Source organism: Mesorhizobium sp. M0040 (genome assembly GCF_040323505.1).
In the GTDB taxonomy this organism is placed as follows: domain Bacteria; phylum Pseudomonadota; class Alphaproteobacteria; order Rhizobiales; family Rhizobiaceae; genus Mesorhizobium.
In genome coordinates this window covers 78471-104761 of record NZ_JAMYVA010000005.1, presented here as the reverse complement: position 1 = coordinate 104761, position 26291 = coordinate 78471, and the positions used below count along the sequence as shown (strand labels likewise).

Here is a 26291-nt window from a genome sequence, read left to right as displayed (position 1 = left end):
GCGGTGGTTGGGAGGGTCCTGCCTTCCGGCCGCGGGCCGTCAGGTTCCGTCGCGTCGCGATGAGCGGTTCCACCGCCGGCGGTTCTCGGCCCATGACCAAGGCTAAAAGGCCATGGCGGCAAAGTGTAATTAAAAAAAGGTAATTTTTTTCAGCTCTTGCCGCTGCCGCACCAGTGCCCTAAATGCCGCCGACTTGAGCCGGCTCGACCTGGCCCGACCTGGCGCATGATACAAGCCAAAGGCCTGCAGATCACCGCTCGGTCAGCTTCAACTCGATGCGGCGGTTCTTGTTGCGCGCCTCTTCGGTATCGGCGGGGTCGAGCGGCTGGAATTCGCCGAAGCCGGCCGCGACCAGCCGGTTGGCCGGCACGCCGTTCTCGATCAGGAACTTGACCACCGATGTCGAGCGCGCCGTCGACAATTCCCAATTGTCGCGGTAGCGGCCGGTGCCGGAGAGCGGCTTGTTGTCGGTGTGGCCATCGACGCGCAGCACCCAGTTGATCTCCGGCGGGATTTCCTTTCGCAATTCGATGATGGCATCGGCAAGCTTCTTCATCTCGACCTTGCCGGCATCGTTGATCACCTCGGAGCCGGTCGGGAACAGCACTTCCGACTGGAAGACGAAGCGGTCGCCGACGATACGGATGTTCTCGCGGTCGGCGAGAATTTCACGCAAGCGGCCGAAGAAATCGGAGCGGTAGCGGTTTAGCTCCTGCACGCGTTGCGCCAGTGCGACGTTGAGGCGGCGGCCGAGATCGGCGATCTTGGTGTTGGATTCGCGGTCGCGCGTTTCGGACACGTCGAGCGCTTGTTCGAGCGCTGCGATCTGCCTGCGCAGTGCCGAAATCTGCTGGTTGAGGATCTCGACCTGGCTCAGCGCCTGCTGGCTGATCTGGCGCTGGCTGTCGAGCTCGCCGGAAAGTGCCGTCGCGCGCTGGTTGGCGGCATCGCCGGCACCGGCGCCTTGCGCCAGCAATTGCTCGAGCCGGCTCTTTTCCGCCTCCGACGCGGACAGCGACGCCTGCAAATTGGCAAGGGTGTCCTCCTTGTCCTGCGTCGTCGAGCGCTCCAGCGCCAGAAGCTGGGTCAACTCGTTGATCTGCGAGTTGAGGCGGTTGAGCACCGTGTCCTTGCCGGAGATCTCGCGGCCGAGCAGGAACTGCGCCAGCACGAAAACCGTGAGCAGGAACATGATCGCCAACAGCAGCGTCGACAGCGCATCGACGAAGCCCGGCCAGTAATCGATGCGGCGGTCGGAGCGCCGGCCTCGTGCCAACGCCACGTCAATGCACTCCAGGCTTCTTCAAGGCGTCGGCGATCTTCTCCAGGGTGTTGCGCATCGCCTTCTGCTCGTCGGACTGGGCCTCGACCCAGTCGCGCATGATCTGCTGCTCCGAGCGCATGTTCTTGACCAGGCCGGAAATGCCGTCGGCGAGATTGGCCATGGCGGTGGCGACGCGCGGATTGGAGCCGCCGCCATTCTCCTGCAGAGTGCGCAGCTTTTCCGACAACAGCCGGATTTCCTCGGAGGGTTCGGTCTTGGCCGCGTCGGCAACAACGATGTCGGAGGACAGGTCGGTGACCGAGGACAGCCAGTTTTCGAGTTCGGTATAGAAGCGCGTCTGGGCGCGGCCGGCCTGCAGGTCGAGGAAGCCGAGCACCAGCGAGCCGGAGAGGCCGAACAGCGAGGACGAGAAGGCGGTGCCCATGCCGGCCAACGGAGCGGAAAGCCCCTGCTTCAGGGATTCGAGCACGGCCGCGGCATCGCCGGTGCCGGGATCGAGCGACTCGATGGTTTCGCGGATCGAGCCGATCGTGTTGAGCAGGCCCCAGAAGGTGCCGAGCAGGCCGAGGAACACCAGCAGTCCGACAAGGTAGCGCGACGTGTCGCGGCTTTCGTCGAGCCGGGTGGCGATCGAATCCAGCATGGTGCGCATCGAACTGGTCGAGAAAGCAATCGTCGAGGAGCGGCCGATCATCGCCTTCATCGGCGCCAGCAACACCGGTTCGGTGGTTTCGGAACCGGCGCGGAACGAGTTGACCCAGCGCACCTCGCGGAACAGCCGGCCGACCTGGACGAAGGCCAGCAGGATGCCGACCGCCAGCACGCCGATGATCAGGCCGTTGAGGCCGGGATTGGTGACGAAGGCGGTCGAGATCTGGCGGGTCAGGATGGCGGCGATGAAGGCCACGATGAACAGAAAGATCACCATGGTCAGCAGAAACACCTGCGGGCTCGACAATTTGTGCGGGTCGTAGATCAGAACGTCGGAGCGCCTGCCCATGCCGAAGGATCTGAGAAGAGTCATCCGTGCCCCGTTTCCGATGCCGTCGCCGCCGATCAATTTGTGTTTGCGACTCTAAACGGAATTGTGACGAAATTGAATGGCGCTTGGCAATATTGCCACTGTCCGCGACCGGAGGTCAAAGCCGGTTGATGACCAGGCAGTCGACCATGGCGGCCAGATGCAGGCCGGCGCCGGTGACGACAAAGCCATGCCACAGCGCATTGTGGAAGCGCAGGCCCTTCCAGGCGAAGAAGATCACGCCACAGGAGTAGACGATGCCGCCGGCAACGATGAGCGCGATCGATGTCGCCGGCAGCGTCCGCACGAGCGGCTCCACCAGAACGATACCGCTCCAGCCGATGGCTAGGTAGAAGACGATCGCCAGCCGGTCGAAACGGCCGGGAAGAAAGACCTTGATGGCGATGCCGACCGCCGCGGCGGTCCAGACCAGGACGATCATGGAAACGGCCAGCGGCGAGCCGCCGAGCTGGGCCAGGAAAGGCGTGTAGGTGGCAGCGATCAGCAGATAGATCGCGGCATGGTCGAAGCGCCGCAATATCCATTTTGCCGGCGACGACACCGGCCAGACATTGTAGGCCAGCGAAACCGACAGCACGGTGAGCAGCGAGACTACATAGAAGGCGGCGGCGACGTATTCGCCGGGGCCGGTTCGATAGGCGGCCAGTGCCAGCAGCGTCGAGCCGGCAGCGATCGCCAGCACGATGCCCACGGCGTGGACAATGCCGTCGGCGATGATCTCGGCGCGCGAGTAATGCCAGCGCCCCATGAAGGGAATGTCGAGCTGGGAGAGTTCGCTCTGGGGTTGGGGCCGGCTGTTCGTCATCGATGATCCTGCGCCACCTTATCTGGGCGGCCGCGGGACAGTATTTCAAGCTTTGGTTGCGGTTTTGCGACTGCGGCGGTTCAGCGCGGCGTGCCTCTATCAGCCGGCTGAGAGTGGCCTTTTGATAGTCTTCAACAGCGCGCGCTGGATGAGTTCGTTGCCGGCGACGAGTGAACCGGCGTTCAGCACATCCTGTCCCCCGGCGAAATCGGAGACGAAACCGCCCGCCTCGCGGATCAGCAAAATGCCGGCGGCGACATCCCAGGCCGACAGGCCGGTTTCCCAGAACCCGTCCATGCGGCCGGCGGCGACGTAGGCGAGATCGAGCGAGGCGGAGCCGAGACGGCGGACGCCAGAGACCTCGGCCATGACATTGCGCAACTCGATGAGGAAATTGCCGTGCTGGCCACGCCCGAGATGCGGCATGCCGCAGCCGATCACCGCATCGACCAGCTTGGTGCGGCCGGCGACGCGCAGCCGGCGGTCGTTCATGAAAGCGCCGCCGCCGCGCTCGGCGGTATAGAGCTCATCCATCGCCGGATTGTAGACGACGCCGGCGACGATCTGGCCCTGGCGCTCCAGCGCGATCGAAACGGCAAAGAGCGGAATGCCGTGCAGGAAATTGGTGGTGCCGTCGAGCGGGTCGACGATCCAGCGGTGCTGGCCGTCGTCGCCCTCGATCACGCCGCGTTCCTCCATCAGGAAGGCGTAGCCGGGCCGCGCCTTGGAGAGTTCGGCAAAGACGATGTCTTCGGCCTTGCGGTCGGCCTGGCTGACATAGTCGCCCGGCCCCTTCATCGAGACCTGCAGGTTCTGCACTTCGCCGAAGTCACGCGACAGCGAGCGGCCGGCCTTCATTGCGGCCTGGACCATGACATTGAGGATCGCGGAACGCGCCATTGCTGTTCTTCCTGTCGCTGCGCCTATTTGCCTTGACGCATCATCTTATCCAAAAAGTCTGCAACTCTTTGGGATCACGCCTTAGTCGGCGCGGCGCACGTAAGTGATTTCGTTGGTATCGACGATGATGCGCTCGCCCGAGCCGATGAACGGCGGCACCAGCACGCGGATGCCGTTTTCGAGTATCGCCGGCTTGTAGGACGAGGCTGCCGTCTGGCCCCTCACCACCGGGTCGGCCTCGGTGATGGTCAGCGTCACCTGGTCGGGCAGCGAAATGCCGATCGGCCTTTCGTCATAGAGCTGGACCGTCACCATCATGCCGTCCTGCAGGAAGGCGGCGCGATCGCCGACGAACTCCTTTTGCAATTCGAGCTGCTCGTAGCTTTCGGTGTCCATGAACACCAGCGCGTCGCCCTGCTCGTAGAGGAAAGAAAAATCCTTCAGATCGAGCCGGATCTGCTCGACCGTCTCGGCCGAACGGAAGCGCTCGTTGAGCTTGGTGCCGTTGATCAGGTTCTTGAGTTCGACCTGGTTGTAGGCGCCGCCCTTGCCGGGCTTGACGGTGTTGGTCCTGACCGCCACCCAAAGGCCGCCATCGTGCTCGATGACGTTGCCGGGACGGATTTCGTTGCCATTGATCTTGGCCATGGTGAGGTGATCCGGAAATGAGATGATCGCCGCAAAGGGCAATTTGGCGCCTCCAAGACCACAAATCGCCAGCAGAGGCAAGGAGCGCCTTCCGATGAAGCGGGAACGAAGCTGGCCCGGCAGCGCGGCGTGGCGGCCTCAGTCCGTCCTGACAGTCGCGGTGACGGCCTCGGTCACTGCGTCGGCGACCTCTCTCAAAAGATGCAGGTGCGGCGAACGCAGGACGACAATTCGCAGCGACAGCTCGAGGCCGGGAGCGTCGACCAGGGCAATGCCCTGCGGCAGCTTTTCCCGCAGCAGCCGCCTGGGCAGCAGGCCAAGGCCTTGGCCTCGACGAACCCAGTCGATCTGCAGCGCGCTGTCCTGAATCTCGGCGCCGACCATCAACCTGTGGCCGCCCTCGGCCAGGGCAGCCGCCAGCCGCCGGCGCGCGTCGCAAGGCTCAGGGCTGAGGATCCAGGGCATGGTCTTGACGTCGGCTTGCCGGACAGTGCTTTCGGCAGCGATGACGCCGAGGGCCTCGGTTCCGACAACGCCGTCGCCAGCTTTGGAATTGCTGCCGTCCAGTATGACGGCGAGGTCAAGCTGTCCGCGCTTGTGCTGGTCGGCCAACTCAAGGCTCCAGCCGCTCTTCAGACGCAGCGAGACCTTCGGAAACCGGGCCACGGCATCACCAATGGCGGCGGCCACGGCTTTGTCGCAAAGTCCATGCGCGAGGCCGAGCCGCAGCAGGCCCTCCGGCTCGTCGCCCTTGGCGAATGATCTCAGCGCGGCGACGGCGGCGAGAATTTCCTTGCCGCGTGCCAGCACCTCTACGCCGGCCGGGGTCAGTCGCGACGGCTTTAGCCGGCGGTCGAGCAATTCCGTGCCGAGCATCTCCTCCAGCCGCTGGATCTGGCGGGTGACGGCCGGCTGCGTCAATGGCAGGCGTTGCGCCACCTTCTGAATCGAACCCTCCTCGGCAAAGAGGGCCAGTGTTTTCAGTTCTTCAAGCACGACACACCCGAACATGTCATAGAAGCATAATTATCCTGAACATTATGAATTTGAAATCCGATGGATGGCAAGCGATTTTCTTCCGGCAGGACCCAGCTGGAAAGGAACGACGATGAAGGCGATCGAATTGCAGAGCCCGGGCGGCCTCGAGAACCTCAGAATGGTCGAGCGGCCGATGCCTGAGCCAGGGCGCCAGGAGATGATTGTGAAGGTCAAGGCGACGGCGCTGAACTACCGCGATGCCGAGATCGTTCGCGGCAGCTATCACACGAAGTTTGCATTGCCGCTGGTGCCGCTGTCGGACGGCGTCGGCGAAGTCGTTGCCATCGGCGCCGAGGTCAGCCGGTTCAAGATCGGCGACCGGGTCTGCGGCACGTTCTGGCAGCGCTGGGTCGGCGGCAGTTTCGCCATGGCCGAGCCATCCTATCAACGTGGCGGCCCGATCGACGGGCTGCTCAGCGAATTTGCCCGGCTCGACGAACAGGCGGCGGTGCTGGCGCCGGCCAATCTGAGCGACCTCGAAGCGGCGACGCTGCCATGCGCCGGCGTGACGGCATGGCACGCGCTGTTTACGGAGGGCAGCGTCAAACCCGGCGACACCGTGCTTTGCCTCGGCACCGGCGGCGTTTCGCTGTTTGCGGTGCAGTTCGCCGCCGCTGCCGGGGCGCGCGTCATCGTGACGTCGAGCAGCGACGAGAAGCTTGCGCGGGCAAAGCAACTTGGCGCGCAGGATGGCGTGAACTATCGCAGCGTCCCCGATTGGGCATCGGCCGTGCTGGGATTAACGGATGGCCGCGGCGCCGACCATATCATCGAGGTTGGCGGACCGCAGAGTTTTGCACAATCGCTGAGGGCAGCGGCGCGCGGCGCCCAGATCAACGTCATCGGCTATCTCGGCGGCAGTGACGGCGCCATCAACCCGCTCGACATCTTCCGCCGGCAGGTCCGGGCGCGAGGCATACCGGTGGGCTCACGCGAGTCCTTCGAGGCGATGAACCGCGCCATTGTCGTCAACCGGTTGAGACCGGTGATCGACCGGGTCGTGCCATGGAGCCGGGCCGCCGAAGCCTTTCGGTACCTTGAACACGGCTCTCCCTTCGGCAAGGTCGTGCTCGATCATACGCAATGAGTCCGCCTGATGAGCCTGGTGCAATGAGTCGCGAGACCGCGGTCAGGGCAGGCGGTTGGCCCGTTGCAGCGCCTGCTGCGTCTGCTCGTCGGTCAGGCCCTGCAGGAAATCGTCCATCTCTTGGTCGATGAGCCCGGCGCGGCGGGCGACAACATACCAGGCGCCGGCGAGGATCAGATCCGGGTCGGTGCCGATGCCGTTCATGTAGAGCTTGGCGAGACGGTTCTGGGCGGCGACATTGCCGCCCTCGGCGGCCTGCTTCATCCAGTTGAAGCCGGATTTCAGGTCGCGGGCGCCGCCGCGCCCCTCGATCATCCAGGTTGCGAGATCGATCTGTGCCGTGTCGTAGTTCTGCCGCGCGGCCTGTGCCAGCAGGCCGCGGGCGCGGACATCGTCGCGCGGCTTGCCGCCGGCGCCATTGGCGTAGACCTGTGCCATCGCATATTGTGCGTCGGCAAGCCCGGTCGCGGCAGCGCGCTCGTAATAGGACACGGCTTTGGCAATACCGGCATCGCCGGGCTCCTGTTCGACCATCAGCTGCGCAAAATTGAACTGCGCCAGGCGGTTGCCGGCCTCGGCGGCGGCCTGCATCAGCGCATAGGCTTCCTTCTCGTCCTTTTTGACGTAGCGGCCGTCGAGCAGCATCAGCGCATACTGGAATTGCGATTCCGGCACGCCCTGCTCGGCGGCAAGCGCATACCACTTCGCCGCCCCTGCCGCGTCGACCGGCACGCCGAGGCCGCGCGACAATATCTCGGCCACCAGCGTCTGTGCCGCCGGATCGCCGTTTTGAGCGCGCGAAAGCGCAAGGTTGTAGGCCGTCTTGTAGAGTCCGCGTTGAAAGGCGCCGTAGGCAGCGTCGGACGGCTTTGCGCCGAAGCGGTCGGGGTTGATGGTATCGGCCGACGGCAACGGGGCGGTGGTGGCGGGCTGCGGCAATTGTGCGGCGATCGGCTTGTCGGCAGGTTCGCTGGAATCCGGCCTGGGCTGCGGCAGCGGAACGGGTTCCGCCGCTATCGCCTGCGTCACGGCCGTTGCGAGAAAGGCGCTGAAAAGGATTTTCCGCGAGAGCACGTCAGTCCTCGAAGCGCGGCGCGGTTTCGTCGAGCAGCGCGTTGGCGGCGGCAACCGCCATCTTCGGATCGACGCCGTCGGCGAAAACGGCGCTGGACAGCGCCACGAATTCGGCGCCGGTGGCGGCGACCGCTTCCACCGAGGCAAGATCCGATCCGGCCATGACGATGCAAGGGATCTGGATCACGTCCGCCCACCATTGCCCGAGCGACAGGTTGCGCGGGTGCGGCTCAGGCTTGTTGTCGTAGCCGAAGCGGCCGAAGAAAATGTAATCAGGCCTGACCTCGCCGAGTTCCAGCGCATCGTCGCGGGTCTTGGCGCCGCCGGTGCCGACCATCATCCTGGCCTGGAAATGTTCGATCGTTTCGGCGAGCTCGTCCTTGCCGACCTCGACATGGATGCCGTCGGCCTGGACACGGCCGGCGATGCGGGTGTCGCCGGCAATGATGACGGCAATGCCGGCCGCTTGCGCCACCGGCACGATCTGCTCGGCAAAGGCTTGGAAAGAGGCCTCGTCCATACCGTTTTCCGGCAGAATGAGCGAGGCGACGTCACCGCCGTCGAAGGCCGCGGCGATGCGCTCGGCCGGCACGTTCGGCGGCGCGATCAGCACGATACGGCAGCGGTTGGGCGGCGTTGCGTCATTCATTGGTGTTCGGTCCCGGTTATCGCCTATGCCGGGCGAAGATGGTTGCATTGCGGCATAGAGCAAAGTGCGGGGATTGAACAGGCGGCAGGGGGATCACGTTTGCCGTCAACGATTCCATGGGGCTCGGCGCATGGCTGCCGTTTGCCCGAAATTCTCCTCGCCTGGTCGCTTGCGGCCCTACGCAGGCACCTTCGATTTCCACAGCGACCAGCCGAGATTCATGCCGGCGGCGGCGACCAGGATGGCGGCGGCGCCGACGATCTGCGCCGGATGCAGCCGATGGCCGAAGGCGACGACATCGACGAGGATGGCGACGACGGGATAGATGAAGGACAGCGATCCCTGCAGATGCGTCGGCAGCTTCTGGATGGCGCCGTACATGAGGATGTACATCAGACCGGTATGGACGATGCCGAGTGTCGCCAGCATGACCCAGCTCCGCGCATCGACGGGAAGGTGGGTGAGATTGGCGAAGGGTGCCAGCATGAGAACGCCGACGCAGACCTGGATCAGGGCGATCAGGTGCGGCGGCGTGCCTTTGAGCTTCTTGGTGACGATAGCCGCAACGGCCCAGAAGAAAGCCGCGGCCAGCGCCATCGCAATGCCGGTAAAGTAATCCGTACCATGATCGCCTGCATCGGGCGCGGCCTGCACGATCAGCAGCATGCCGGAAAAGGCGATGCCGAGCCAGGTCAGCTTGGTCACCGTCAGCCGTTCGGAGAAGAAGAGCGCGCCAAAACTCACCAGCATGAAGGGCTGCGTGTTGTAAACGGCCGTGGCGATCGAGATCGACGCGCGGGAAAACGCGCTGAACAGCAACAGCCAGTTGATAACGATGGCAGCACCGCCGAGAGCCGCGATCGCGACAATGCGAAGCGACAGCCTGCCACGCAGCAGTCCCAGCGCCGCGCAGATGATCAGCAGCGTTACCGCCCCGAAAGCACAGCGCCAGAACACCACGTCCATGATAGGCTGGCCGGAAAGGACGACGAACCAGCCGATCGTGCCGAGGATCGCCATCGCCGCCGTCATTTCGATCGTGCCGCGTACCGTGTTGTCCATGGATGCTCCTGAAACCCGTTGAGATTTTATAATCCCACAGCGGATCGGGTCTTTCCATGACTTCTAGCTGGTGATATGCAGGACGAACCTCATTAAATTAGGTAAACATCGGCTTTTTCTTGGAATTGTAAAATGCTGGACGAGCTCGATAGAAAGCTCCTCGATATCCTGGTCAAGGATTCACGGACCTCGCTGAAGGAACTGGCGCTGCAGGTCGGGTTGTCGTCACCAAGCGTTTCGGAGCGGCTTCGGCGGCTAGAGGATCGCGGCGTCATCCGCGCGTTCACCATCGACATCGATCCGCAGGCGCTCGGCTACGCCTTGCAGGCGATCGTTCGCATCCGGCCATTGCCGGGCAAGCTGCACATCGTCCAGAAGCTGATCGAGGAAATCCCGGAATTCGGCGAATGCGACAAGGTGACGGGCGATGACTGCTTCGTTGCCCGGCTGTTCGTCCGCTCGATCGGCGAGCTCGACGGGATTCTCGACCGCATCGCCGACAAGGCCGAAACCAGCACCGCCATCATCAAGGCGCAGCCGATCCGGAGACGCCCGCCGCCGCTCGACATGCCAAACATGTGACGGGTTTCGGTGGCGTGGCCCACATATTTGCGGTCGCGGTCTGGCCATTTCTGGTCTATTCCAGAGTTCAACTTTCCCTCCAGCGTCCCTTCCCCATGTCAGGCCTGCTCGTCGATCCCTGGTTCTATGCCGCGGCCATTCCGGCCGTCATCCTCGTCGGCCTGTCGAAAGGCGGCTTCGGCGGCGCCGTCGGCTTTGTCGGCGTGCCATTGATGGCGCTGACCATGCCGCCGGTTCAGGCTGCCGCAATTCTTCTGCCAATTCTGTGCCTGATGGACATTGTCTCGGTGTGGACGTGGTGGGGTATCTTTGACCGCAAGATGCTGGCCGACATGATGCCGGGTGCCGTGATCGGCATTGCCCTTGGCTGGCTGACGGCGGCACTTGTAACCGAAGAGATGGTGCGGCTGATCGTCGGCGCGGTTGCCTTGATCTTCGTGCTGCGCTGGCTCTATTTGCAACTCCGCCACGGTGCCGGCCACGCAGCGGAGCCCAACCGCGTCGCCGCGGGCTTCTGGGGTACCGTTGCCGGGTTCACCAGCTTCATCGCCCATGTCGGCGGCCCGCCTTTTCAGGTCTATGCGCTGCCGATCAGGCTCGATCCGAAGGTGCTGTCGGGCACCGCGGCGATCTTTTTCGCCGTCACCAATGCGCTGAAGCTCATCCCTTATTTCGCGCTCGGCCAGTTCGACACCACCAATTTGACCGCGTCGGCGGTGCTGATGCCACTGGCGCCGCTGTCGACAATCGCCGGCGCCTGGCTGGTGCGGCGGATGCGGCCGGAGCTGTTCTATCCCTTCACCTATGCGACCGTGGCGGTCGTCGCGGTCAAGCTTCTGTGGGACGGCATCGCCGGCCTCCTGTAAGACGGCGGCCCCATTCGGCCGCCGCCGGATTCCTTACACCTCAGGCGGCACTCGGCAGCAGCTGCCGCGTCCTGCCAAGCGCCAGGGCAATGCCGGTTGCCAGTACGAGCGCCATGCAGCCCAGAATGGTGATGTCGTGCAGCGTCGGCTTCAGCACCATGTCCGCGATGATCACCAGCATCACCGAATAGTCGAAACGCGCGGCGCTGAGGACGCGCTGGCCCTGGGCAAGCACTGCCGGCGTCACGCCATCCTTGGCGATCATGCCTGCCATGCGGTCGGCAGTCGGCTTGAAGATGAACATGCCGATGCAGAAGGTCGTCGCATAACCGGCAAGGCCGATCAGCACCCACAGATCGGAAAAGCCGACCCAGAAGCCGCACATGATGAGGCCGAAAAGCAATGTCAGCATCGACATCGGCGCGAAGAACCGGTTGCCGAGCTCGCCGGTAGCGCGCATCGCCTGCAGCATGCCTTCGACGTTTCCAGCGCGGTCGGCGCGTACCGCGAGCAGCATCAGCGTGAAGCCGCCGCCGACCCAGAGGATCGCCGAGACGATATGCAGAAATTTAACGGCCGAGTACCAGTCCATTATTCGCTCCTTGAGAGATTTGATGATTTGCCGGAGCGCAAGGTTTGCTCCGCCTCGTTGCGAGGAACGGGCGTTTAGCGCGGCGCCTGTTTCGGAACGATGTCGCGCGCAGTGCCGTTTTGTTTCGGTAAGCCGGTCACCATGTGGAGGAAACCATGGCGCAAGCGTCGCCCCTACTTTCCAGCCGGTGGTGTAAACGGCGCCGTGGCCAGTCAGCTGTGCTGTTACGGCACAGATGCTGGGCGCTTGATCGAAAAATATGCCCCGCGTTAAGGCTTCGTTAAGCTTTACAGGCGTTTACTATGTCCATCCAGTGATCTGGATTCTTACCGAGTGGTTGGAGCCACTTTGTTTGACGCCTCCCTGTTAAACTCCTGAGAGCCGCCTTATCCGCGGCTCTTTTTTTGTGCGCCGGCATGGGAGTCCTTCCGGCTAATTGCGGCCGTTAACCGTTTGTTAAACATGTGCTTGCCTTCGCTGGCAGCGAAGCGCATTTTCAAGCTTCAGTCGTTTAGGCTGACGGATATGGCGGCCAAGAGCCGAATCGGCCGGCTGTCAGGCAAGTGCAGGGGGCGTAGCGATGAACGAGCCTTCGAAGGCGAGCGCGAAAACCATCAAGCTGGCGGAGCGCCGGGTTTTCTCCCAATCCTTCAAGCCGCTCTATCAGGAAGGCATGGGCCTGGTCGAGCAGGCGGCCGAATATCTCGACGGCAAGGGCCGCGCCGAGGCCAAGAAGCTGTCGAGGCTGGCGGCGACGCTTTATGCGGCCGAATCGATGCGGCTGACCACCAGGCTGATGCAGGTCGCCTCGTGGCTGCTTTTGCAGCGGGCGGCGAATTCCGGCGAGATGACCCGCGATCAGGTGGCCTCAGAAAAATCCAAGGTGCGTCTCGACACTGCCTCGGCGCATGACGAGGCGCCCGGCTGGGCCGAGCTGCCGAAGGATTTCATCGACCTCGTCAACCGTTCGCTGCGGCTGCAGGCGTTGGTGCGCCGGATGGACGAGGAGATCTATGGCGGCCTTGCCGAGGTGCCGCCGTCGAGCCGTCGCCTCAATCCGGTCTCCGACCAGATCACGCTGCTCAACACGGCTTTCGCCCGCGGCTGAGAGAACGTTTCATAATTCTACTCCGGCGGCCATCTAGACTAACCGCGAAGGGATGGGCTCGCGATCATCAGGCGGGGAGAATCACGCAGCAGCAGGCGCGATCCGACCTCCACGATAGACCTGATCGCTGGGAGCAACTCCTGCCCCAATGACGTCAGCTCATACTCCACGGTCGGCGGCGATGTCGGCATCACGTGGCGTGCGAGGACGCCACGCTCCTCGAGATCGCGCAACCTGCCGGTCAGCACCTTCGCCGAAATGGCTGGGATATCGCGGCGCAATTCGGAGAACCGGCGCGGGCCGTCGCTCAAGGACCAGAGCACCTCGGGTGTCCAGCACCCGCCAAGCAGCGCCATGCACCTCGACATGGGGCAGCCGGGAAGCGCCTTCACCTTCGTTCGCATCCTGAGGACCATCGCGCATCTTCCATGAGACTTTCCAGTTGGTTACCGGAAAATGATGGTAACTACAAGATACGTGGTTTCCGATGGTAACGAGAGCCGCTATCTGAGGCTCTCAATCCATCCAACCACGAAATGGACAGAACGATGTACGCAATAACTGGAGCAACAGGACAGCTTGGCCGTCTCGTGATCGACGCACTGCTGAAGACAGTTCCGGCCAGCCGGATCGTTGCGGCGGTTCGTGATCCGGCAAAGGCCAGCGATCTTGTCCAACGCGGCGTAGTCGTGCGGGAGGCGGACTATAATCGTCCCGACACGCTCCCGATGGCGCTGGCCGGCGTCGATAGACTGCTGCTGATTTCCTCGACCGAAGTCAGCGGCCGCTTGCCGCAGCATCGGTCAGTGATCAAGGCCGCCCAACGGGTGGGGGTTTCGCTGATCGCTTACACAAGCATGCTGCATGCGGACACGTCTCCCGCGAGGCTCGCGGTCGAACATCGGCAGACGGAGGAGGTCATCGCGGCCTCCGGCCTACGCGCCGTCATCCTGCGCAACGGCTGGTACACCGAGAACCATCTGACGGCGCTCCCGGCGGCTCTGGAGCACGGCGCCTTCATCGGCGCCGCAAATGAGGGGCGCTTCTCGTCCGCGGCGCGGCAGGATTATGCCGAGGCCGCGGCCGTGGTGCTGACGAGCGAGGATCAAGCAGGGAGGACTTACGAGCTCGCCGCGGACCAAGCCTTCACGCTCGCCGAGCTTGCGGCGAAGGTCTCGCGGCAATCGGGCAAGGCGATCGCCTACAACGATCTTGCCGGGGCGGCCTATGAGGGTGTGTTGACAGGCGCCGGGCTGCCCGCCGATCTCGCCGCTATCCTGGCCGATGCCGACATTGCAGCCTCACGCGGAGCGTTGTTCGATGACGGCGGCGCCATGAGCCGGCTGATCGGTCGACCGACAACGCCACTGGAGAGCGTCGTTGCGGCAGCATTGCGCGGTTGAAACCGAGATGGCTGTCACATCCGCCAAAGGATCAGAGGACCGTCTGTCGCTCGCGCCAACAGTTATTCAAACGACTAGACTAGCGCAGCCTTCTGCGCTTCCGGTGCTCGCGTACTTATGTACGCTCCGCTCCGGTTCTCGAAAACCACGCTATCTGTCTCGCCAGAGCGATTCTCAAACATTCTCTAACCAGACTCGGCTTGCTGTTTCTGGTTTGTTCACTTTTCGCTGGCATCGCTGTCCCCCGAAGGTAGACTTGACGGATGGGGGAAGCGATTCGCATCATCGGCATCGATCCGGGGCTTAGGCGCACCGGCTGGGGCATCGTCGAGAGCCTCGGCAATTCGCTGCGCTTCGTCGCTTCCGGAACGGTACGGTCCGACGACAAGGCCGCCCTGGCGTTGCGTCTTTGCCAGTTGCATGACGGGCTCGCCGAGGTCCTGCATGCCGCGATGCCGCACGAGGCGGCGGTCGAGCAAACTTTCGTCAACAAGGACGCCGCAGCGACGCTCAAACTCGGCCAAGCACGCGGCATCGCCATGCTGGTGCCGGCGCGTGCCGGCCTTGTCGTTGCCGAATATGCGCCAAACGCCGTCAAAAAGGCGGTGATCGGAGTCGGCCATGGCGACAAGAAGCAGATCCACATGATGGTCAAGGTGCTGATGCCGAAGGCGACTTTCGACAGCGATGACGCCGCCGACGCGCTGGCTATCGCCATCTGTCACGCGCATCACCGGCAGAGCATCGCCTACAGGATGGTGGCGCTGGCCGGATAAGTATGTTCTTGACTTGTTCTCCAGTGGGCAATAAGTAATACCAACGAGGTATTACCATGCGCGTTACCACCAAGGGCCAAGTGACCATCCCGAAGGAAATACGGGATCATCTGGGTATCGGCCCGGGCTCGGAGGTGGAGTTCGTCCCCACCGAGGACGGGGCTCGTGTCATAGCCGTCGACGAAAACATGTCGGAGGAGGAAGCCTCGCGCAGATTCAGCCAGATGCTCGATCGTATGGCCGGTACGCTGGATCTGGGAGGCATGACGACGGACGGATATATGGAATGGCTGAGGGGCCCACGTGAAGATCTCGACATTGATTGACACAAATGTCCTGATCGACGTTTGGGGTCCTGCCGGACGGGAGACGAAATGGTCGGCATCCGCGATTACCGCATGCCGGCGCGACGGCGCACTTGTTATCAATGCAATCGTCTGGTCCGAACTCGCGCCGTTGATTGCAACGGAACACGCCCTTCGCCAAGCTGTCGACATGCTCAAGATGGATCGCGAATTCCTGCCGTGGGAAGCAGCCTTCCTCGCCGGTGTCACGCATTCCCGCTATCGCCGCTCCGGCGGCCTGCGCGAACGAACGCTGCCGGATTTCTTTATTGGAGCCCATGCGGTTGTCGCTGGGCATCGCCTGCTGACGCGCAATGCTGCGCGCTATCGCGGCTATTTCCCGGACCTCGATATCATCTCTCCGGAAACCCACCCGGCATGATCGGCACGCTCAAATGATCGGCAAGCTAAAAGGCACGCTGGATGAGATCGACGAGGATTTCTGCATCGTCGACGTGCATGGCGTCGGCTATGTCGCCTACTGCTCGGCGCGCACGCTGGCGGCATTGCCGCGGCCGGGCGAGGCGGTCGTGCTGTTCATCGAGACCTATGTGCGCGAGGACATGCTGCGGCTCTATGGGTTCCAGTCGGTGCTGGAGCGCGAATGGTTCCGGCTGTTGATGAACAATGTGCAAGGCGTCGGCGCCAAGGTGGCGCTGGCCATCCTGTCGACGCTGGCGCCGACCGATCTCGCCAATGCGATTGCGTTGCGCGATATCGCCATGGTCAGCCGTGCGCCGGGCGTCGGCAAGAAGGTGGCGGAGCGCATCGTCACCGAATTGAAGAACAAGGCGCCGGCCTATGCGGGCACTGCCTCCGGCACTATCGGCCTGAAGCAGGAGCTCGGCGAGGGCGTCGCCTCGGCGCCGATTACCGACGCCGTCTCGGCGCTGGTCAATCTCGGCTATTCGCGCGACACCGCCGCCAATGCAGTGGCGGCGGCGCTGAAGACGGCAGGCGAGGAGGCGGACGCCTCGAAGCTGATCCGCTTCGGGCTGAAGGAGCTGGCACGGTGAGACGTTGCCCGACAAATAAATTCCGACTAGGAACAAGAGCATGGTCGGATATGCAAGCTTGACCTCCAGGGGGCAGCTTACGATTCCAAAGAAAGTCCGGAACGAGTTGTCGCTCAAGTCAGGCGATACTGTTGCGTGGACGGTCGTGGATGGTCTCCTGATAGGAACGCCGCGCAATCTCGAATTTGCCGACCTCGCTGGATTTCTAGGCGATCCACCTGACGGGCCTGCTGCGCTGGAACAGATCGACGCGGCGGTAAGAGATGCAGTGGGCCGCCATGTTGTTGGCGAGGAGCACGGCGACGAACGAGAGGGTGCCGGGTGACGTTGATCGGTATCGATACAAACTTTTTCTTTCGGGCGGTATGCGCATGAGCCTTTCGCCACGCCTCATTGCTCCCGACAGACGCGGCGAGGACGCCGAGCAGACCTTGCGGCCGCAGACGCTCGGCGACTTCGTCGGCCAGGCGGCGGTGCGGGCCAATCTCAAAGTGTTCATCGAAGCCGCCAAGGGCCGCAGCGAAGCGCTCGACCATGTGCTGTTCGTTGGCCCGCCTGGGCTCGGCAAAACGACGCTGGCGCAGATCATGGCGCGCGAGCTTGGCGTCAATTTCCGCTCGACCTCGGGTCCGGTCATCGCCAAGGCCGGCGATCTGGCGGCGCTGCTCACCAACCTCGAAGACCGCGACGTGCTATTCATCGACGAGATCCACCGGCTCAACCCGGCGGTCGAGGAAATCCTCTATCCGGCGATGGAGGATTTCCAGCTCGACCTGATCATCGGCGAGGGGCCGGCGGCGCGCTCGGTCAAGATCGACCTGGCCCGCTTCACGCTTGTCGCCGCCACCACCCGGCTCGGCCTTTTGACCAACCCGCTGCGCGACCGGTTCGGCATTCCGGTGCGGCTCAATTTCTACTCGGTCGAGGAACTCGAGCAGATCGTGCGGCGCGGCGCCCGCATCCTTGCCATGCCGCTCGGCGACGACGGTGCTTTGGAGATCGCCCGGAGGGCGCGCGGCACGCCGCGCATCGCCGGCCGGCTGTTGCGCCGGGTGCGCGACTTCGCCAGCGTTGCCGGCGACGGCCATGTCGACCGCAAGATCGCCGATGAGGCGCTGACGCGGCTGGAGGTCGACGGGCTCGGCCTCGACGCGCTCGACCGCCGTTATCTGTCGATGATCGCCCGGAATTTCGGCGGCGGGCCGGTCGGCATCGAGACCATCGCGGCCGGGCTTTCCGAGCCACGCGATGCCATCGAGGACATCATCGAGCCCTTTCTGATCCAGCAAGGCTTCATCATGCGCACCCCGCGCGGCCGCGTGCTGGCGGCCAATGCCTGGCGGCATCTCGGCCTCGACGCGCCAAAGGACCTGGCGCAGCAGCAGATCAGCCTGTTCCAGGAAGAACCCTAAGTTCCGCTACTTATGGCTTCGGTGCTGGCAGTTCCCCGGCCCAGCCCTCCAGGTCTTGATCATCGCCGGTCTATGCGCAAAACAGGTGTTGCTTGAAACAGGGCCTGTCGGGCCAAAAGGACAGCGCAATGGACGATCACGGTGAATCGGCATTGTCCGCCGGACTTTCCGGCGCGCTGACGGAATTCGGCCATCGACTGATGGCGCGGGTCTATTATGCAGACACCGATTTTTCCGGCGTCGTCTACCACGCGCGCTATCTCGAATTCTTCGAGCGCGGCCGTTCCGACTATCTGCGGCTGGCCGGCGTCCACCACACCGAGCTTGCCGACGGCAAGCATGGCGAGAAAATAGTCTGGGTGGTGCGGCGCATGGAGATCGATTTCCGCGGTTCGGCCCGCATGGACGACATCCTGACCATCGACACGCGCACCGACGAGATTTCCGGCGCCCGCATCGTCATGGCGCAGCAATTGAAGCGCGGCAGCGAAGTGCTGGTCGAGGCGCGTGTCGAAGCGGCGATCGTCGGCGAGAACGGGCGGCCGCGGCGCTTTCCCAAGGACTGGATCGCAGCCTTCATGCCCAGAACGCGCAAATAAAGGTTCAGAGGCGGACGATCCCGGAGCTCCCGGTCCAGGCCAGAATCGCGAGGCGGCCTATCAGGGCGCGGCAATGCGCCGCGCTGTACGTCCTAACCCATCCTTAACCATAACGGTCCATGAAGGGATTGGTTAAGATTGGAAGAATCCAAGCGCCTTCCTTTCACCAATATTTGCCCCGAAAAGGCCGCCAACGGTGCATTTGGGGTTATTCCGCAAGCTTAACGCGAACGGACCACAAGGGATGCCCATGGGCCAGCCGCCAGCCACGCCCGGAAAATCTTTAAGGACGTAACATGGAAAACATCGCTCTCGCCGACCCGGGCGTGCATTTATCGATTTGGGCCTTGTTCATGCAGGCCGGTTGGGTGGTCAAGCTGGTCATGATCGGCTTGCTCTGCGCCTCGATCTGGACCTGGGCGATCATCGTCGACAAGCTCGTCGCCTATGCCCGCATGCGGCTGGCGCTCAACCGCTTCGAACAGGTGTTCTGGTCGGGACAGTCGCTGGAAGAGCTTTACCGCACCCTCGCCGACCGCAAGACGACCGGTATGAGCGCGATCTTCGTCGCCGCCATGCGCGAATGGAAGAAAAGCTTCGAGAAGGGCGCGAAATCGCCGCTCGGCCTGCAGACCCGCATCGACAAGGCGATGGATCTGGCGTTGACCCGCGAAATGGAAAAGCTGGAAGGGCGGCTCGGCTTCCTCGCCACCACCGGCTCGGCGGCGCCGTTCATCGGCCTGTTCGGCACCGTGATCGGCATCATGACCTCGTTCCAGGCGATCGCCGCCTCGAAGAACACCAGCCTGTCGGTGGTCGCGCCCGGCATCGCCGAAGCGCTGCTGGCGACAGCCATCGGCCTGCTCGCCGCCATCCCGGCCGTCATCGCCTACAACAAGCTGTCGTCGGACGCGAGCAAGATCGCGGTGCGCATGGAAGGGTTCGCGGATGAGTTCTCCGCCATACTCTCGCGCCAAATCGATGAAAAAGTCGCGCAGAAGGCCTGAGGAACGATCATGGGAATGTCCGTAAGCGCAGGTGGCGGAGGACGCGGCGGGCGCGGCCACAGGCGGCGCGGCCGCCATCACGCGCTGATCTCGGAGATCAACGTCACGCCGATGGTCGACGTGATGCTGGTGCTGCTGATCATCTTCATGGTCGCGGCGCCGCTTCTGACGGTCGGCGTGCCGATCGACCTGCCGGATACCCAGGCCAAAGCGATGAACGCCGATACGCAGCCTATAAGCGTGTCCATCAACTCGGCCGGTCAGATCTACCTCCAGGAAACCGAGATCCCGATCGAGGAGCTGGTGGCAAAGCTGCAGGCGATCTCGAAGACCGGCTATGAAGAGCGCATTTTCATCAGGGGTGACAAGTCCACCGACTATGGCACTGCCATGAAGGTGATGGCCCGCATCTCGGCTGCTGGCTACAAGAATATCGGCCTGGTTTCACTGCAGGAACAGGATCAGTAGACGCAAGATGAGGACCGGCCTCACCACATCGGTGATCTTGCATACGGTGGCGATCGCCTTCGGGCTGTTCACGTTGTCCTCGCCGCCCGCGATGCCTGCGTCCGATGCGGAATCGGTGTCGGTCGAGATCGTGCCGATGGAAGCGACGGCACAGGTCCTGCAAGGCGACAAGAAGGCTGTAATGCACGACAAGCCGGCGCCGGTACCGACGCAGCGTCCCGACATCGTTCCCGATGCCCAGAAAGTCGGCGATAACAGCGTCGACACCGACAAGCCGCCGACACCTGAGGCCAAGCCCCAGCCAGTCGACATGACGGCGGCTCCGCCACCCGCGCCGACGCCGGTCGAAAAGCCCAAGCCCGAGGACGTGCCGAAGCCGAAGGAAGAGCCGAAGCCTATTCCCGCTACGGAGGTGGCGCCGGTGCCGCAGCCGAAGGAAGAGGTCAAGCCCGAACCTGTCAAGCAGACCGAGCCCAAGCCGACGCCGGCCAAGGAGCCGACGCCCACGCCGCCGCAGGACAAGACTGCCGCGATCGATCCGCAGCCCGAGGTCAAGCCGGATGCCGTCGCCGAGGCGATTGCCAAGCAACCGCCAACCGAGGAGGCGCAGCTTCCGGACTCGGCGCCAGCACCCGAGGCTCGGCCAAAGCCGCAGCCGGCCCAGGCCGAGAGCGCCAAGGCACCGGAGCGCAAGGACGCCGACAAGCCGGTCAAGGAAGCCTCATCCAAGCCGAAATCGGACGACAAGCAATTCAACGCCGACGAGATTTCGGCTTTGCTCGACAAGCGGAAGCCGTCCGGCGGCGGCGCCAAGCGCTCGACCCAGCAGGCATCGCTCGGCGGCGAGAAGGATCAGGGCCAGAAGCTTTCGAAATCGGAGCAGGGGGCATTGGAGGCCCAGCTTGGTGGTTGCTGGACGCTTCCGGCAGGGCTCGAGGGTTCGGAGAATTTCGTCGTCGTGGTCCGGTTTAATCTGGACGCCTCCGGCAAGCTGGATGGCCGGCCGAGCGTTGAAAAGTCGAGCGGAAACCGCCCGTTTGACGAAAGCGCAGTGCGCGCGGTTCAGAAATGCGATGTGGCCGGCCTGCAGGTTCCGGCGGGCAAGCAAGACATCTGGTCCGACGTTCGGGTCACTTTTGACCCCAGGGAGATGCTCGGTCTTTAGGCCCGGCGCTACAGAATCAGCGAAAGAAGCGAGAAGACATGAAATCCATCCTCAAGCCGCTCCTGACGATCGCAGCGATGGCGCTGGGTATGACTGTTGCTGTCACCCTGCCGGCGCGGGCGCTCGTTGAGCTCAACGTCAACAAGGGCAATGTCGAGCCGTTGCCGATCGCCATCACGGACTTCCAGGGCGGCGATGCGCTCGGCGCCGAGATTTCCGGCATCGTCAGTGCCGACCTGAAACGCTCCGGCCTGTTCGCGCCGATCGACAAAAGCGCTTTCATTGAAAAGATCTCGAACCCGGATGCCACGCCGCGCTTCGAAGACTGGAAGGTGATCAATGCGCAGGCGCTGGTCACCGGCAGTGTCGGCAAGGAGGCTGACGGCCGCATTCGCGCCCAGTACCGGTTGTGGGACACGTTTGCCGGCCAGCAGATGTCGGGCGAGCAGTTCTTCGCCAACGACGCCAATACCAGGCGCGTCGCCCATATCATCGCCGATGCGATCTACGAGCGGCTGACCGGCGAGAAGGGCTATTTCGACACGCGCGTCGTCTTCATCGACGAGTCCGGTGCCAAGAATGCGCGCAAGAAGCGGCTTGCCATCATGGACCAGGACGGCGCCAACGTCCGCTATCTCTCGAACGGCAAATCGATCGTGCTGACGCCACGCTTCTCGCCGAACCGGCAGGAAATCACCTACATGTCCTATGAAAGCGGCCAACCACGGGTGTATCTTTTGCAGATCGAGACGGGGCAGCGCGAGCTGGTCGGCAATTTCCCCGGCATGACGTTTGCGCCGCGCTTTTCGCCGGACGGCCAGAAGGTAATCATGAGCCTGCTGCGCGATGACGGCAATTCCAACATCTTCGCCATGGATCTGAGAAGCCGCTCGACAACCAGGCTCACCAACTCGACCGCCATCGACACCTCACCGTCCTACTCGCCTGACGGCAGCAAGGTGGTGTTCACCTCGGATCGCGGCGGCCGCGCGCAGATCTATGTGATGGGCGCCGACGGCTCGGGCCAGACCCGCATCTCGTTCGGCGACGGCGTCTATTCGACGCCGGTGTGGTCGCCGCGCGGCGATCTCATCGCCTTCACCAAGCAGACCGGCGGCGAATTCCAGATCGGCGTCATGCGCACCGACGGTTCGGGTGAGCGCATCCTGTCCACCGGCTTTCAGCAGGAAGGGCCGACCTGGGCGCCCAACGGCCGGGTGCTGATGTTCTTCCGCGATTCCAATGGCGGACCAAAACTTGTTTCGATCGATCTCACCGGCCGCAACGAACAGTCGATCCCGACGGCGAACTTCGCCTCGGATCCGGCCTGGTCGCCGCTGCTGGAGTGATGGAAGAAGAACTGAGGAATTGAAGAACTGAAGAACTGAGGAGATGGAGAAGCCGGGGCGCTACGTTGAGCGCGCGAGGGACCTGGAGGTCTACGCGGTTTCTCTTGAGGTGCATAGAGTCACGCCTGCTTTTCCGAAAATTGAGCAATACGCGCTAGCCGATCAATTGCGTCGCTCGAGTAAGGCAATCTGCGCCAATTTAGCTGAGGGATTTGCCAAGCAGAGCCATTCCAAAGCCGAATTCGCTCGCTTCGTTTCGATGGCGGTGGGGTCATGCAGCGAAGTGGAGACGTGGATATGTTACGCGTTCGATCTTCAATACATCACGCAGTCCCAACTCGACGCCTGGCGGCAATCTTATGCCCAAATCCATGGGATGCTCGTGAGCCTCAGAGAGAAGCTGACGTAATTCCTTTTTCTTCAATTCCTCAGTTCCTCAGTTCTTCAGTTCCTCAATTCCCTCTTTTTCATGTTTTGGCCGCATTTCCGCCTACGGTCCGCGCTCATTGTCGCCTTTGAGTAGCCCTCGGCAGAACGGTTGCGGACGGCAGCCGAAACCAAATTTTAACCGTGTTTCTTGAGCGCCGGTTAACCCAAACGTGGTTACTGGACGATCAATGAAATCACTCGAATTGCGAAGGAGAGGCGGCATGGGCCGTATCGCAGCACTTACCACAAACCCGGTCATGATCGCGCTGGTCGCGATGCTCGCGATCACCGGTTGCGCCTCGAAGAAGACGCCGAACAGCGCCGCCGATCTCGGCCTCAACGGCGCCGGCGCGGCAACGCCCGGGTCGGCCCAGGACTTTACCGTCAACATCGGCGACCGCATCTTCTTCGATACCGATTCGTCCTCGATCCGCGCCGACGCGCAGACGACGCTGTCGCGCCAGGCGCAGTGGCTGAACCAGTACAAGCAGTATGCCATCGTCATCGAAGGCCATGCCGACGAGCGCGGCACGCGCGAATACAATCTGGCGCTCGGCGCCCGCCGTGCTGCCGCCACACGCGACTTCCTGGTCGCCAAGGGTGTTTCGGCGCAGCGCCTGAAGACCATTTCCTACGGCAAGGAGCGTCCGGTCGCGGTTTGCGACGACATCTCCTGCTGGTCGCAGAACCGCCGCGCCGTAACCACGCTGGGCGGCGCCGGTTCTTGATCGGCATAAATGCAACACTTGGTGCGAAAGGCGGCCAAAAGGCCGCCTTTTTCATATCTGCTCGCTCCAAACAAAATTTGGCCGAAGTCTCACGTCCTGTTAAGAGCCGAGAGCGTCTGGCTAGTCCCCAGTTGACTGGTCTACTTCGAATGAGAGGCGCGCAACAATGGTTTCACGGCGAGAGGCACATGCATTTCAGATCGGTCTTGAGCGGCACGCTTGCGCTGCTGCTCGTATCAAGTATCGCGGCATTTGCTGACGGGGCAAACGGCACCGGGCAGTCATCGGAAAGCGGTTTTTCCTTCCACCTGCCGACGATCAAACTGCCCGGCATTTTCGGCGAAAAGAAAAAGCCGGATCAGGTTCAATTCGCGCAACAGGATGGCACCGGCACTCCGGCGCTGGAGGAACAGCTCCGGCAGATGAATGGCAAGATCGAGGAGCTCAATTTCCAGGTCCTGCAGATGCAGGAGCAGATCCGCAAGCAGCAGGAAGACAACGAATTCCGCTTCCAGCAGTTGGAAGGCGGTCCGCAAGGCGCGCAGCAGCCGGCCGAGCAGAAGAAGTCCGAGGCCGCGCCTAGCAGCGACAGCCCCAACGGCGACAATAACGTGGCGGAGGCGCCGGGGACGCCGGCTCCGGCCGATGCGGGCAAGGCGGCAGACGGCGACAAGAGCGTCGAGGACGTCATCGTCGAATCGCCCAACGGCGATCCCGGCAAGCTGATCCCCGGCGCGCCGCCCAAGACGTTCGGCACCATCACCGTCGACAAAAACGGCAATGTCGTCGAAGCCGACGGCAATGCGCAAGCGAATGCGCCGCAGCAGAATACGGCCCCAGCCAAAGGCGCCAGCGCAGCCGGCAACAAGGCCGGTAAATCCGATGATACGGTGGTCGCGGCACTCCCGTCGACCAACGATCCGGAGGAGCTTTACCGCAATTCTTACCAGTTCATCCTGTCGGGCGACTACAGCACCGCCGAACAGGGTTTCCGCGACCATATCGCCCGTTTTCCCAGAGACGCCAAGGCGGCGGACGCGCATTACTGGCTCGGTGAATCGCTGCTCGGCCAGCAGAAATACCGCGATGCGGCCGAGATTTTCCTCGCTGCCAGCAAGGACTATCCCAAGGCCAAGAAGGCGCCCGACATGCTGCTGAAACTCGGCGTTTCACTGGTCGGGCTGAAGCAGCGCGACGTGGCCTGTGCCACTTTCAGCGAGATCGGCAAGCGCTACCCCGATATTTCCGGCGCGCTCAAGGAGCGGGTCAAGCAGGAAAGGGCGCTCGCGGCGTGCTAGTTTTTCCTTTGCATGTCGTTGCCGCAAAACCGGGCCCACTTTTGGGCGACATGCATGATGCTCGACACCGAGCCTGACCTTCCGGATTTTTCGCGGATCGACTTTTCCAACGGCGCTGTTGCGGCCGTGTCCGGCGGCAGCGACTCGACCGCCCTTCTCCTCCTCCTCAAAGCCCATCTCGACCGTAACGCCCCGGCAACGAAATTGCTGGCGGTAACGATCGATCACCAATTGCGGCCGCAAGCGGCAGCGGAAGCGCAAGCCGTGGCCAGGCTGTGCGCGGCGCGCGGCATTGCCCATCGCGTCCTCTCCTGGTCGGGGCACAAACCATCGACCGGCCTGCCGGCCGCCGCGCGCGAAGCCCGATACCGGCTGCTCGCCGAGGCCGCCGACGCGGAAGACATCGGCCTGATCCTGACCGGCCACACCGCCGACGACCAGGCCGAGACCGTGCTGATGCGGCAAGCACGTGACGACGGGCCAGGTGAGGAGAGGCCGCGCGACGAAGGGCGGGGCCTTGCCGGCATGGCGCCGGCAACCCTCTACGAGTGGCGGCACTGGATCGTGCGGCCGCTGCTCGGCATAAGGCGTGCTGAGCTGCGCGGATTCCTGCGGCGTGAACAGGTCGCCTGGATCGAAGATCCGACCAATGCCGACACCGCTTTCGAGCGGCCGCGCGTCCGCGCAGCACTTGCCGAAGGCGATGGTGCGCCTCGCGTGGCTGAAGCGATAGCGCTGGCCAGAAAGGCGGCGGCCGAGCGTGAGCAGTTAGGACATCGCGCGGCCATGCTGATCCGCAGCTTGGCCTCCAGGCCAGCCGCCGGCCTCGTCCGCCTCGACCGGGATTTTGCGACGGCCGCCGACAGCCGGGCGGCCATTTATGCGCTGCGCATCCTGCTGGCGGCGACCGGCGGCACCGCCTTCCTTCCCGACCAGGCCCGCAGCGAAGCCCTTTTCGGCCGGTTCCGCACTGGGCCGCTTTGTGCCACATTGTCGCGGACCGTGATCGATGCCCGGCGTACCGGCATCTTTCTGCACCGCGAATTGCGGGATCTGCCGCCCGCTGTTGCGGTTTCCGACAATGCCCTGTGGGACGGCCGCAGACGGATCACATTGGGCGACAGTTCAGGTGCATTGTTGATCGCGCCGCTGTTGGTAGCACCGCTCGGGGCGGCTCTTGCCGCAAAGCGGGCAATTGAAGGGCATGGCACGCCGGCAAGCCTTGTACGTGCCGCCTTGGCCGCCGAGCCGGCGCTATGGCAGGATCGCGAATGCCTTGGTTTGCTCGGGGAAGGCCCGGGTTTGCCCGGGGAAGGCCCGATGCCGGCCGCTGTCGCCGCATATCCGGCAGTCGCGCCCTTCGCCCGTTTCCTGCCGTCCTTCGATCTGGCGCCGGCCGATGCCGTCGCCGCCTTGCTTGACGCGGCGCCGGTTCCAGCCTCGCCATTCGGTGGCCACAGTGCCGGCCTACCACGGGCGAATGCTTAACCGAGACCTGCTGTTATGCTTGGCAAGGGGGAACGCTCTCCCTATGTTAGGGCCAAGTTTCCTCTCACGAC

31 protein-coding genes are annotated in these 26291 nt (G+C 63.2%); 20 read left to right on the top strand and 11 right to left on the bottom strand.

Features of this window, described 5'->3' with window-relative positions; all coding sequences use genetic code 11:
* Nucleotides 1–250: 250 nt before the first annotated feature.
* The 6 genes from NKJ91_RS06660 to NKJ91_RS06635 all read right to left on the bottom strand — a co-directional run bounded on the left by NKJ91_RS06660 (nt 251) and on the right by NKJ91_RS06635 (nt 5676).
* Nucleotides 251–1282: a peptidoglycan -binding protein gene (locus NKJ91_RS06660; protein ID WP_352454907.1), complete on the bottom strand. Its 1032-nt coding sequence runs from the start codon at nt 1280–1282 to the stop codon at nt 251–253.
* Nucleotide 1283: 1 nt separating this feature from the next.
* The gene (locus NKJ91_RS06655) at nt 1284–2309 is read right to left on the bottom strand and encodes a MotA/TolQ/ExbB proton channel family protein (RefSeq protein WP_023678019.1); all 1026 of its coding nucleotides are present in this window, start codon (nt 2307–2309) and stop codon (nt 1284–1286) included.
* A 115-nt stretch (nt 2310–2424) separates the two neighbouring features.
* Nucleotides 2425–3132: a PAQR family membrane homeostasis protein TrhA gene (trhA, locus tag NKJ91_RS06650; RefSeq protein ID WP_023678018.1), complete on the bottom strand. Its 708-nt coding sequence runs from the start codon at nt 3130–3132 to the stop codon at nt 2425–2427.
* Between the two features lie 99 nt (nt 3133–3231).
* Nucleotides 3232–4032, bottom strand: coding sequence for an inositol monophosphatase family protein (locus tag NKJ91_RS06645; protein ID WP_023678017.1), 801 nt, complete (start codon nt 4030–4032; stop codon nt 3232–3234).
* An 81-nt stretch (nt 4033–4113) separates the two neighbouring features.
* A complete protein-coding gene (efp, locus tag NKJ91_RS06640) occupies nt 4114–4680 on the bottom strand; it encodes an elongation factor P (protein WP_023678016.1) in 567 nt (188 codons plus the stop codon).
* 138 nt (nt 4681–4818) lie between these two features.
* Nucleotides 4819–5676, bottom strand: coding sequence for a LysR family transcriptional regulator (locus NKJ91_RS06635; RefSeq protein WP_352454906.1), 858 nt, complete (start codon nt 5674–5676; stop codon nt 4819–4821).
* Between the two features lie 112 nt (nt 5677–5788).
* On the opposite strand from NKJ91_RS06635, the gene NKJ91_RS06630 reads away from it, so the two are divergent.
* Nucleotides 5789–6805 (top strand): zinc-dependent alcohol dehydrogenase family protein, encoded by a 1017-nt coding sequence (locus tag NKJ91_RS06630; RefSeq protein ID WP_023678014.1) that lies wholly within the window; start codon nt 5789–5791, stop codon nt 6803–6805.
* Nucleotides 6806–6847: 42 nt separating this feature from the next.
* Here NKJ91_RS06630 and NKJ91_RS06625 read toward each other — a convergent pair whose 3' ends face one another.
* The 3 genes from NKJ91_RS06625 to NKJ91_RS06615 form a co-directional block, all read right to left on the bottom strand.
* Nucleotides 6848–7879: a tetratricopeptide repeat protein gene (locus NKJ91_RS06625; RefSeq protein WP_023678013.1), complete on the bottom strand. Its 1032-nt coding sequence runs from the start codon at nt 7877–7879 to the stop codon at nt 6848–6850.
* A 1-nt stretch (nt 7880) separates the two neighbouring features.
* Nucleotides 7881–8528, bottom strand: coding sequence for a thiamine phosphate synthase (locus tag NKJ91_RS06620; RefSeq protein ID WP_352450837.1), 648 nt, complete (start codon nt 8526–8528; stop codon nt 7881–7883).
* A gap of 177 nt (nt 8529–8705) precedes the next feature.
* On the bottom strand, nt 8706–9590 hold the full coding sequence (locus tag NKJ91_RS06615; protein WP_352454905.1) for a DMT family transporter: 885 nt from the start codon (nt 9588–9590) through the stop codon (nt 8706–8708).
* 132 nt (nt 9591–9722) lie between these two features.
* Between NKJ91_RS06615 and NKJ91_RS06610 the strand changes: the two genes are divergently transcribed.
* Nucleotides 9723–10172, top strand: coding sequence for an Lrp/AsnC family transcriptional regulator (locus NKJ91_RS06610; RefSeq protein WP_023678010.1), 450 nt, complete (start codon nt 9723–9725; stop codon nt 10170–10172).
* 95 nt (nt 10173–10267) lie between these two features.
* Nucleotides 10268–11038 carry a sulfite exporter TauE/SafE family protein gene (locus NKJ91_RS06605; protein WP_352454904.1) on the top strand — a complete coding sequence of 257 codons (771 nt, stop codon included), beginning with the start codon at nt 10268–10270 and terminating at the stop codon, nt 11036–11038.
* A 40-nt stretch (nt 11039–11078) separates the two neighbouring features.
* On the opposite strand, the gene NKJ91_RS06600 is transcribed toward NKJ91_RS06605, so the two are convergent.
* Nucleotides 11079–11630 (bottom strand): DUF2269 family protein, encoded by a 552-nt coding sequence (locus tag NKJ91_RS06600; RefSeq protein WP_352454903.1) that lies wholly within the window; start codon nt 11628–11630, stop codon nt 11079–11081.
* A 580-nt stretch (nt 11631–12210) separates the two neighbouring features.
* Between NKJ91_RS06600 and rcdA the strand changes: the two genes are divergently transcribed.
* Entirely contained in the window at nt 12211–12738 is a 528-nt protein-coding gene (rcdA, locus tag NKJ91_RS06595) for a protease adaptor protein RcdA (RefSeq protein ID WP_352450833.1), read from the top strand.
* 38 nt (nt 12739–12776) lie between these two features.
* Here the strand turns inward: rcdA and NKJ91_RS06590 are convergent, their stop codons facing one another.
* Nucleotides 12777–13094, bottom strand: coding sequence for a winged helix-turn-helix transcriptional regulator (locus tag NKJ91_RS06590; protein ID WP_245274745.1), 318 nt, complete (start codon nt 13092–13094; stop codon nt 12777–12779).
* Between the two features lie 192 nt (nt 13095–13286).
* On the opposite strand from NKJ91_RS06590, the gene NKJ91_RS06585 reads away from it, so the two are divergent.
* The 16 genes from NKJ91_RS06585 (at nt 13287) to tilS (ending at nt 26220) form a co-directional block, all read left to right on the top strand.
* Complete coding sequence (locus tag NKJ91_RS06585; protein ID WP_352454902.1) at nt 13287–14141, top strand: SDR family oxidoreductase; 855 nt, start codon at nt 13287–13289, stop codon at nt 14139–14141.
* A 263-nt stretch (nt 14142–14404) separates the two neighbouring features.
* Nucleotides 14405–14917, top strand: a complete 513-nt coding sequence (ruvC, locus tag NKJ91_RS06580) for a crossover junction endodeoxyribonuclease RuvC (RefSeq protein WP_352454901.1) — start codon at nt 14405–14407, stop codon at nt 14915–14917.
* Nucleotides 14918–14973: 56 nt separating this feature from the next.
* Nucleotides 14974–15243 carry an AbrB/MazE/SpoVT family DNA-binding domain-containing protein gene (locus NKJ91_RS06575; protein ID WP_352454900.1) on the top strand — a complete coding sequence of 90 codons (270 nt, stop codon included), beginning with the start codon at nt 14974–14976 and terminating at the stop codon, nt 15241–15243.
* Entirely contained in the window at nt 15221–15643 is a 423-nt protein-coding gene (locus tag NKJ91_RS06570; protein WP_352454899.1) for a type II toxin-antitoxin system VapC family toxin, read from the top strand. Before NKJ91_RS06575 ends, NKJ91_RS06570 begins: the two co-directional genes overlap by 23 nt.
* Nucleotides 15644–15656: 13 nt before the next feature.
* Entirely contained in the window at nt 15657–16277 is a 621-nt protein-coding gene (ruvA, locus tag NKJ91_RS06565) for a Holliday junction branch migration protein RuvA (protein WP_352454898.1), read from the top strand.
* Between the two features lie 40 nt (nt 16278–16317).
* The gene (locus NKJ91_RS06560; RefSeq protein WP_352454897.1) at nt 16318–16602 is read left to right on the top strand and encodes an AbrB/MazE/SpoVT family DNA-binding domain-containing protein; all 285 of its coding nucleotides are present in this window, start codon (nt 16318–16320) and stop codon (nt 16600–16602) included.
* Nucleotides 16603–16648: 46 nt separating this feature from the next.
* Complete coding sequence (gene ruvB, locus NKJ91_RS06555) at nt 16649–17689, top strand: Holliday junction branch migration DNA helicase RuvB (protein ID WP_352454896.1); 1041 nt, start codon at nt 16649–16651, stop codon at nt 17687–17689.
* Between the two features lie 128 nt (nt 17690–17817).
* Complete coding sequence (ybgC, locus tag NKJ91_RS06550) at nt 17818–18288, top strand: tol-pal system-associated acyl-CoA thioesterase (protein WP_023677998.1); 471 nt, start codon at nt 17818–17820, stop codon at nt 18286–18288.
* A 296-nt stretch (nt 18289–18584) separates the two neighbouring features.
* The gene (gene tolQ / locus NKJ91_RS06545; RefSeq protein ID WP_352454895.1) at nt 18585–19295 is read left to right on the top strand and encodes a protein TolQ; all 711 of its coding nucleotides are present in this window, start codon (nt 18585–18587) and stop codon (nt 19293–19295) included.
* 9 nt (nt 19296–19304) lie between these two features.
* Nucleotides 19305–19763, top strand: a complete 459-nt coding sequence (tolR, locus tag NKJ91_RS06540) for a protein TolR (RefSeq protein ID WP_352454894.1) — start codon at nt 19305–19307, stop codon at nt 19761–19763.
* Between the two features lie 7 nt (nt 19764–19770).
* On the top strand, nt 19771–20928 hold the full coding sequence (gene tolA / locus NKJ91_RS06535) for a cell envelope integrity protein TolA (protein WP_352454893.1): 1158 nt from the start codon (nt 19771–19773) through the stop codon (nt 20926–20928).
* 77 nt (nt 20929–21005) lie between these two features.
* A complete protein-coding gene (gene tolB, locus NKJ91_RS06530; RefSeq protein WP_352455031.1) occupies nt 21006–22277 on the top strand; it encodes a Tol-Pal system beta propeller repeat protein TolB in 1272 nt (423 codons plus the stop codon).
* A gap of 43 nt (nt 22278–22320) precedes the next feature.
* Nucleotides 22321–22686, top strand: a complete 366-nt coding sequence (locus tag NKJ91_RS06525) for a four helix bundle protein (protein WP_352454892.1) — start codon at nt 22321–22323, stop codon at nt 22684–22686.
* A gap of 241 nt (nt 22687–22927) precedes the next feature.
* Nucleotides 22928–23434, top strand: a complete 507-nt coding sequence (gene pal / locus NKJ91_RS06520; protein ID WP_023677992.1) for a peptidoglycan-associated lipoprotein Pal — start codon at nt 22928–22930, stop codon at nt 23432–23434.
* 188 nt (nt 23435–23622) lie between these two features.
* Entirely contained in the window at nt 23623–24732 is a 1110-nt protein-coding gene (ybgF, locus tag NKJ91_RS06515) for a tol-pal system protein YbgF (protein ID WP_352454891.1), read from the top strand.
* A 57-nt stretch (nt 24733–24789) separates the two neighbouring features.
* Nucleotides 24790–26220, top strand: a complete 1431-nt coding sequence (tilS, locus tag NKJ91_RS06510) for a tRNA lysidine(34) synthetase TilS (protein WP_352455030.1) — start codon at nt 24790–24792, stop codon at nt 26218–26220.
* The last annotated feature ends 71 nt before the right edge of the window (nt 26221–26291 follow it).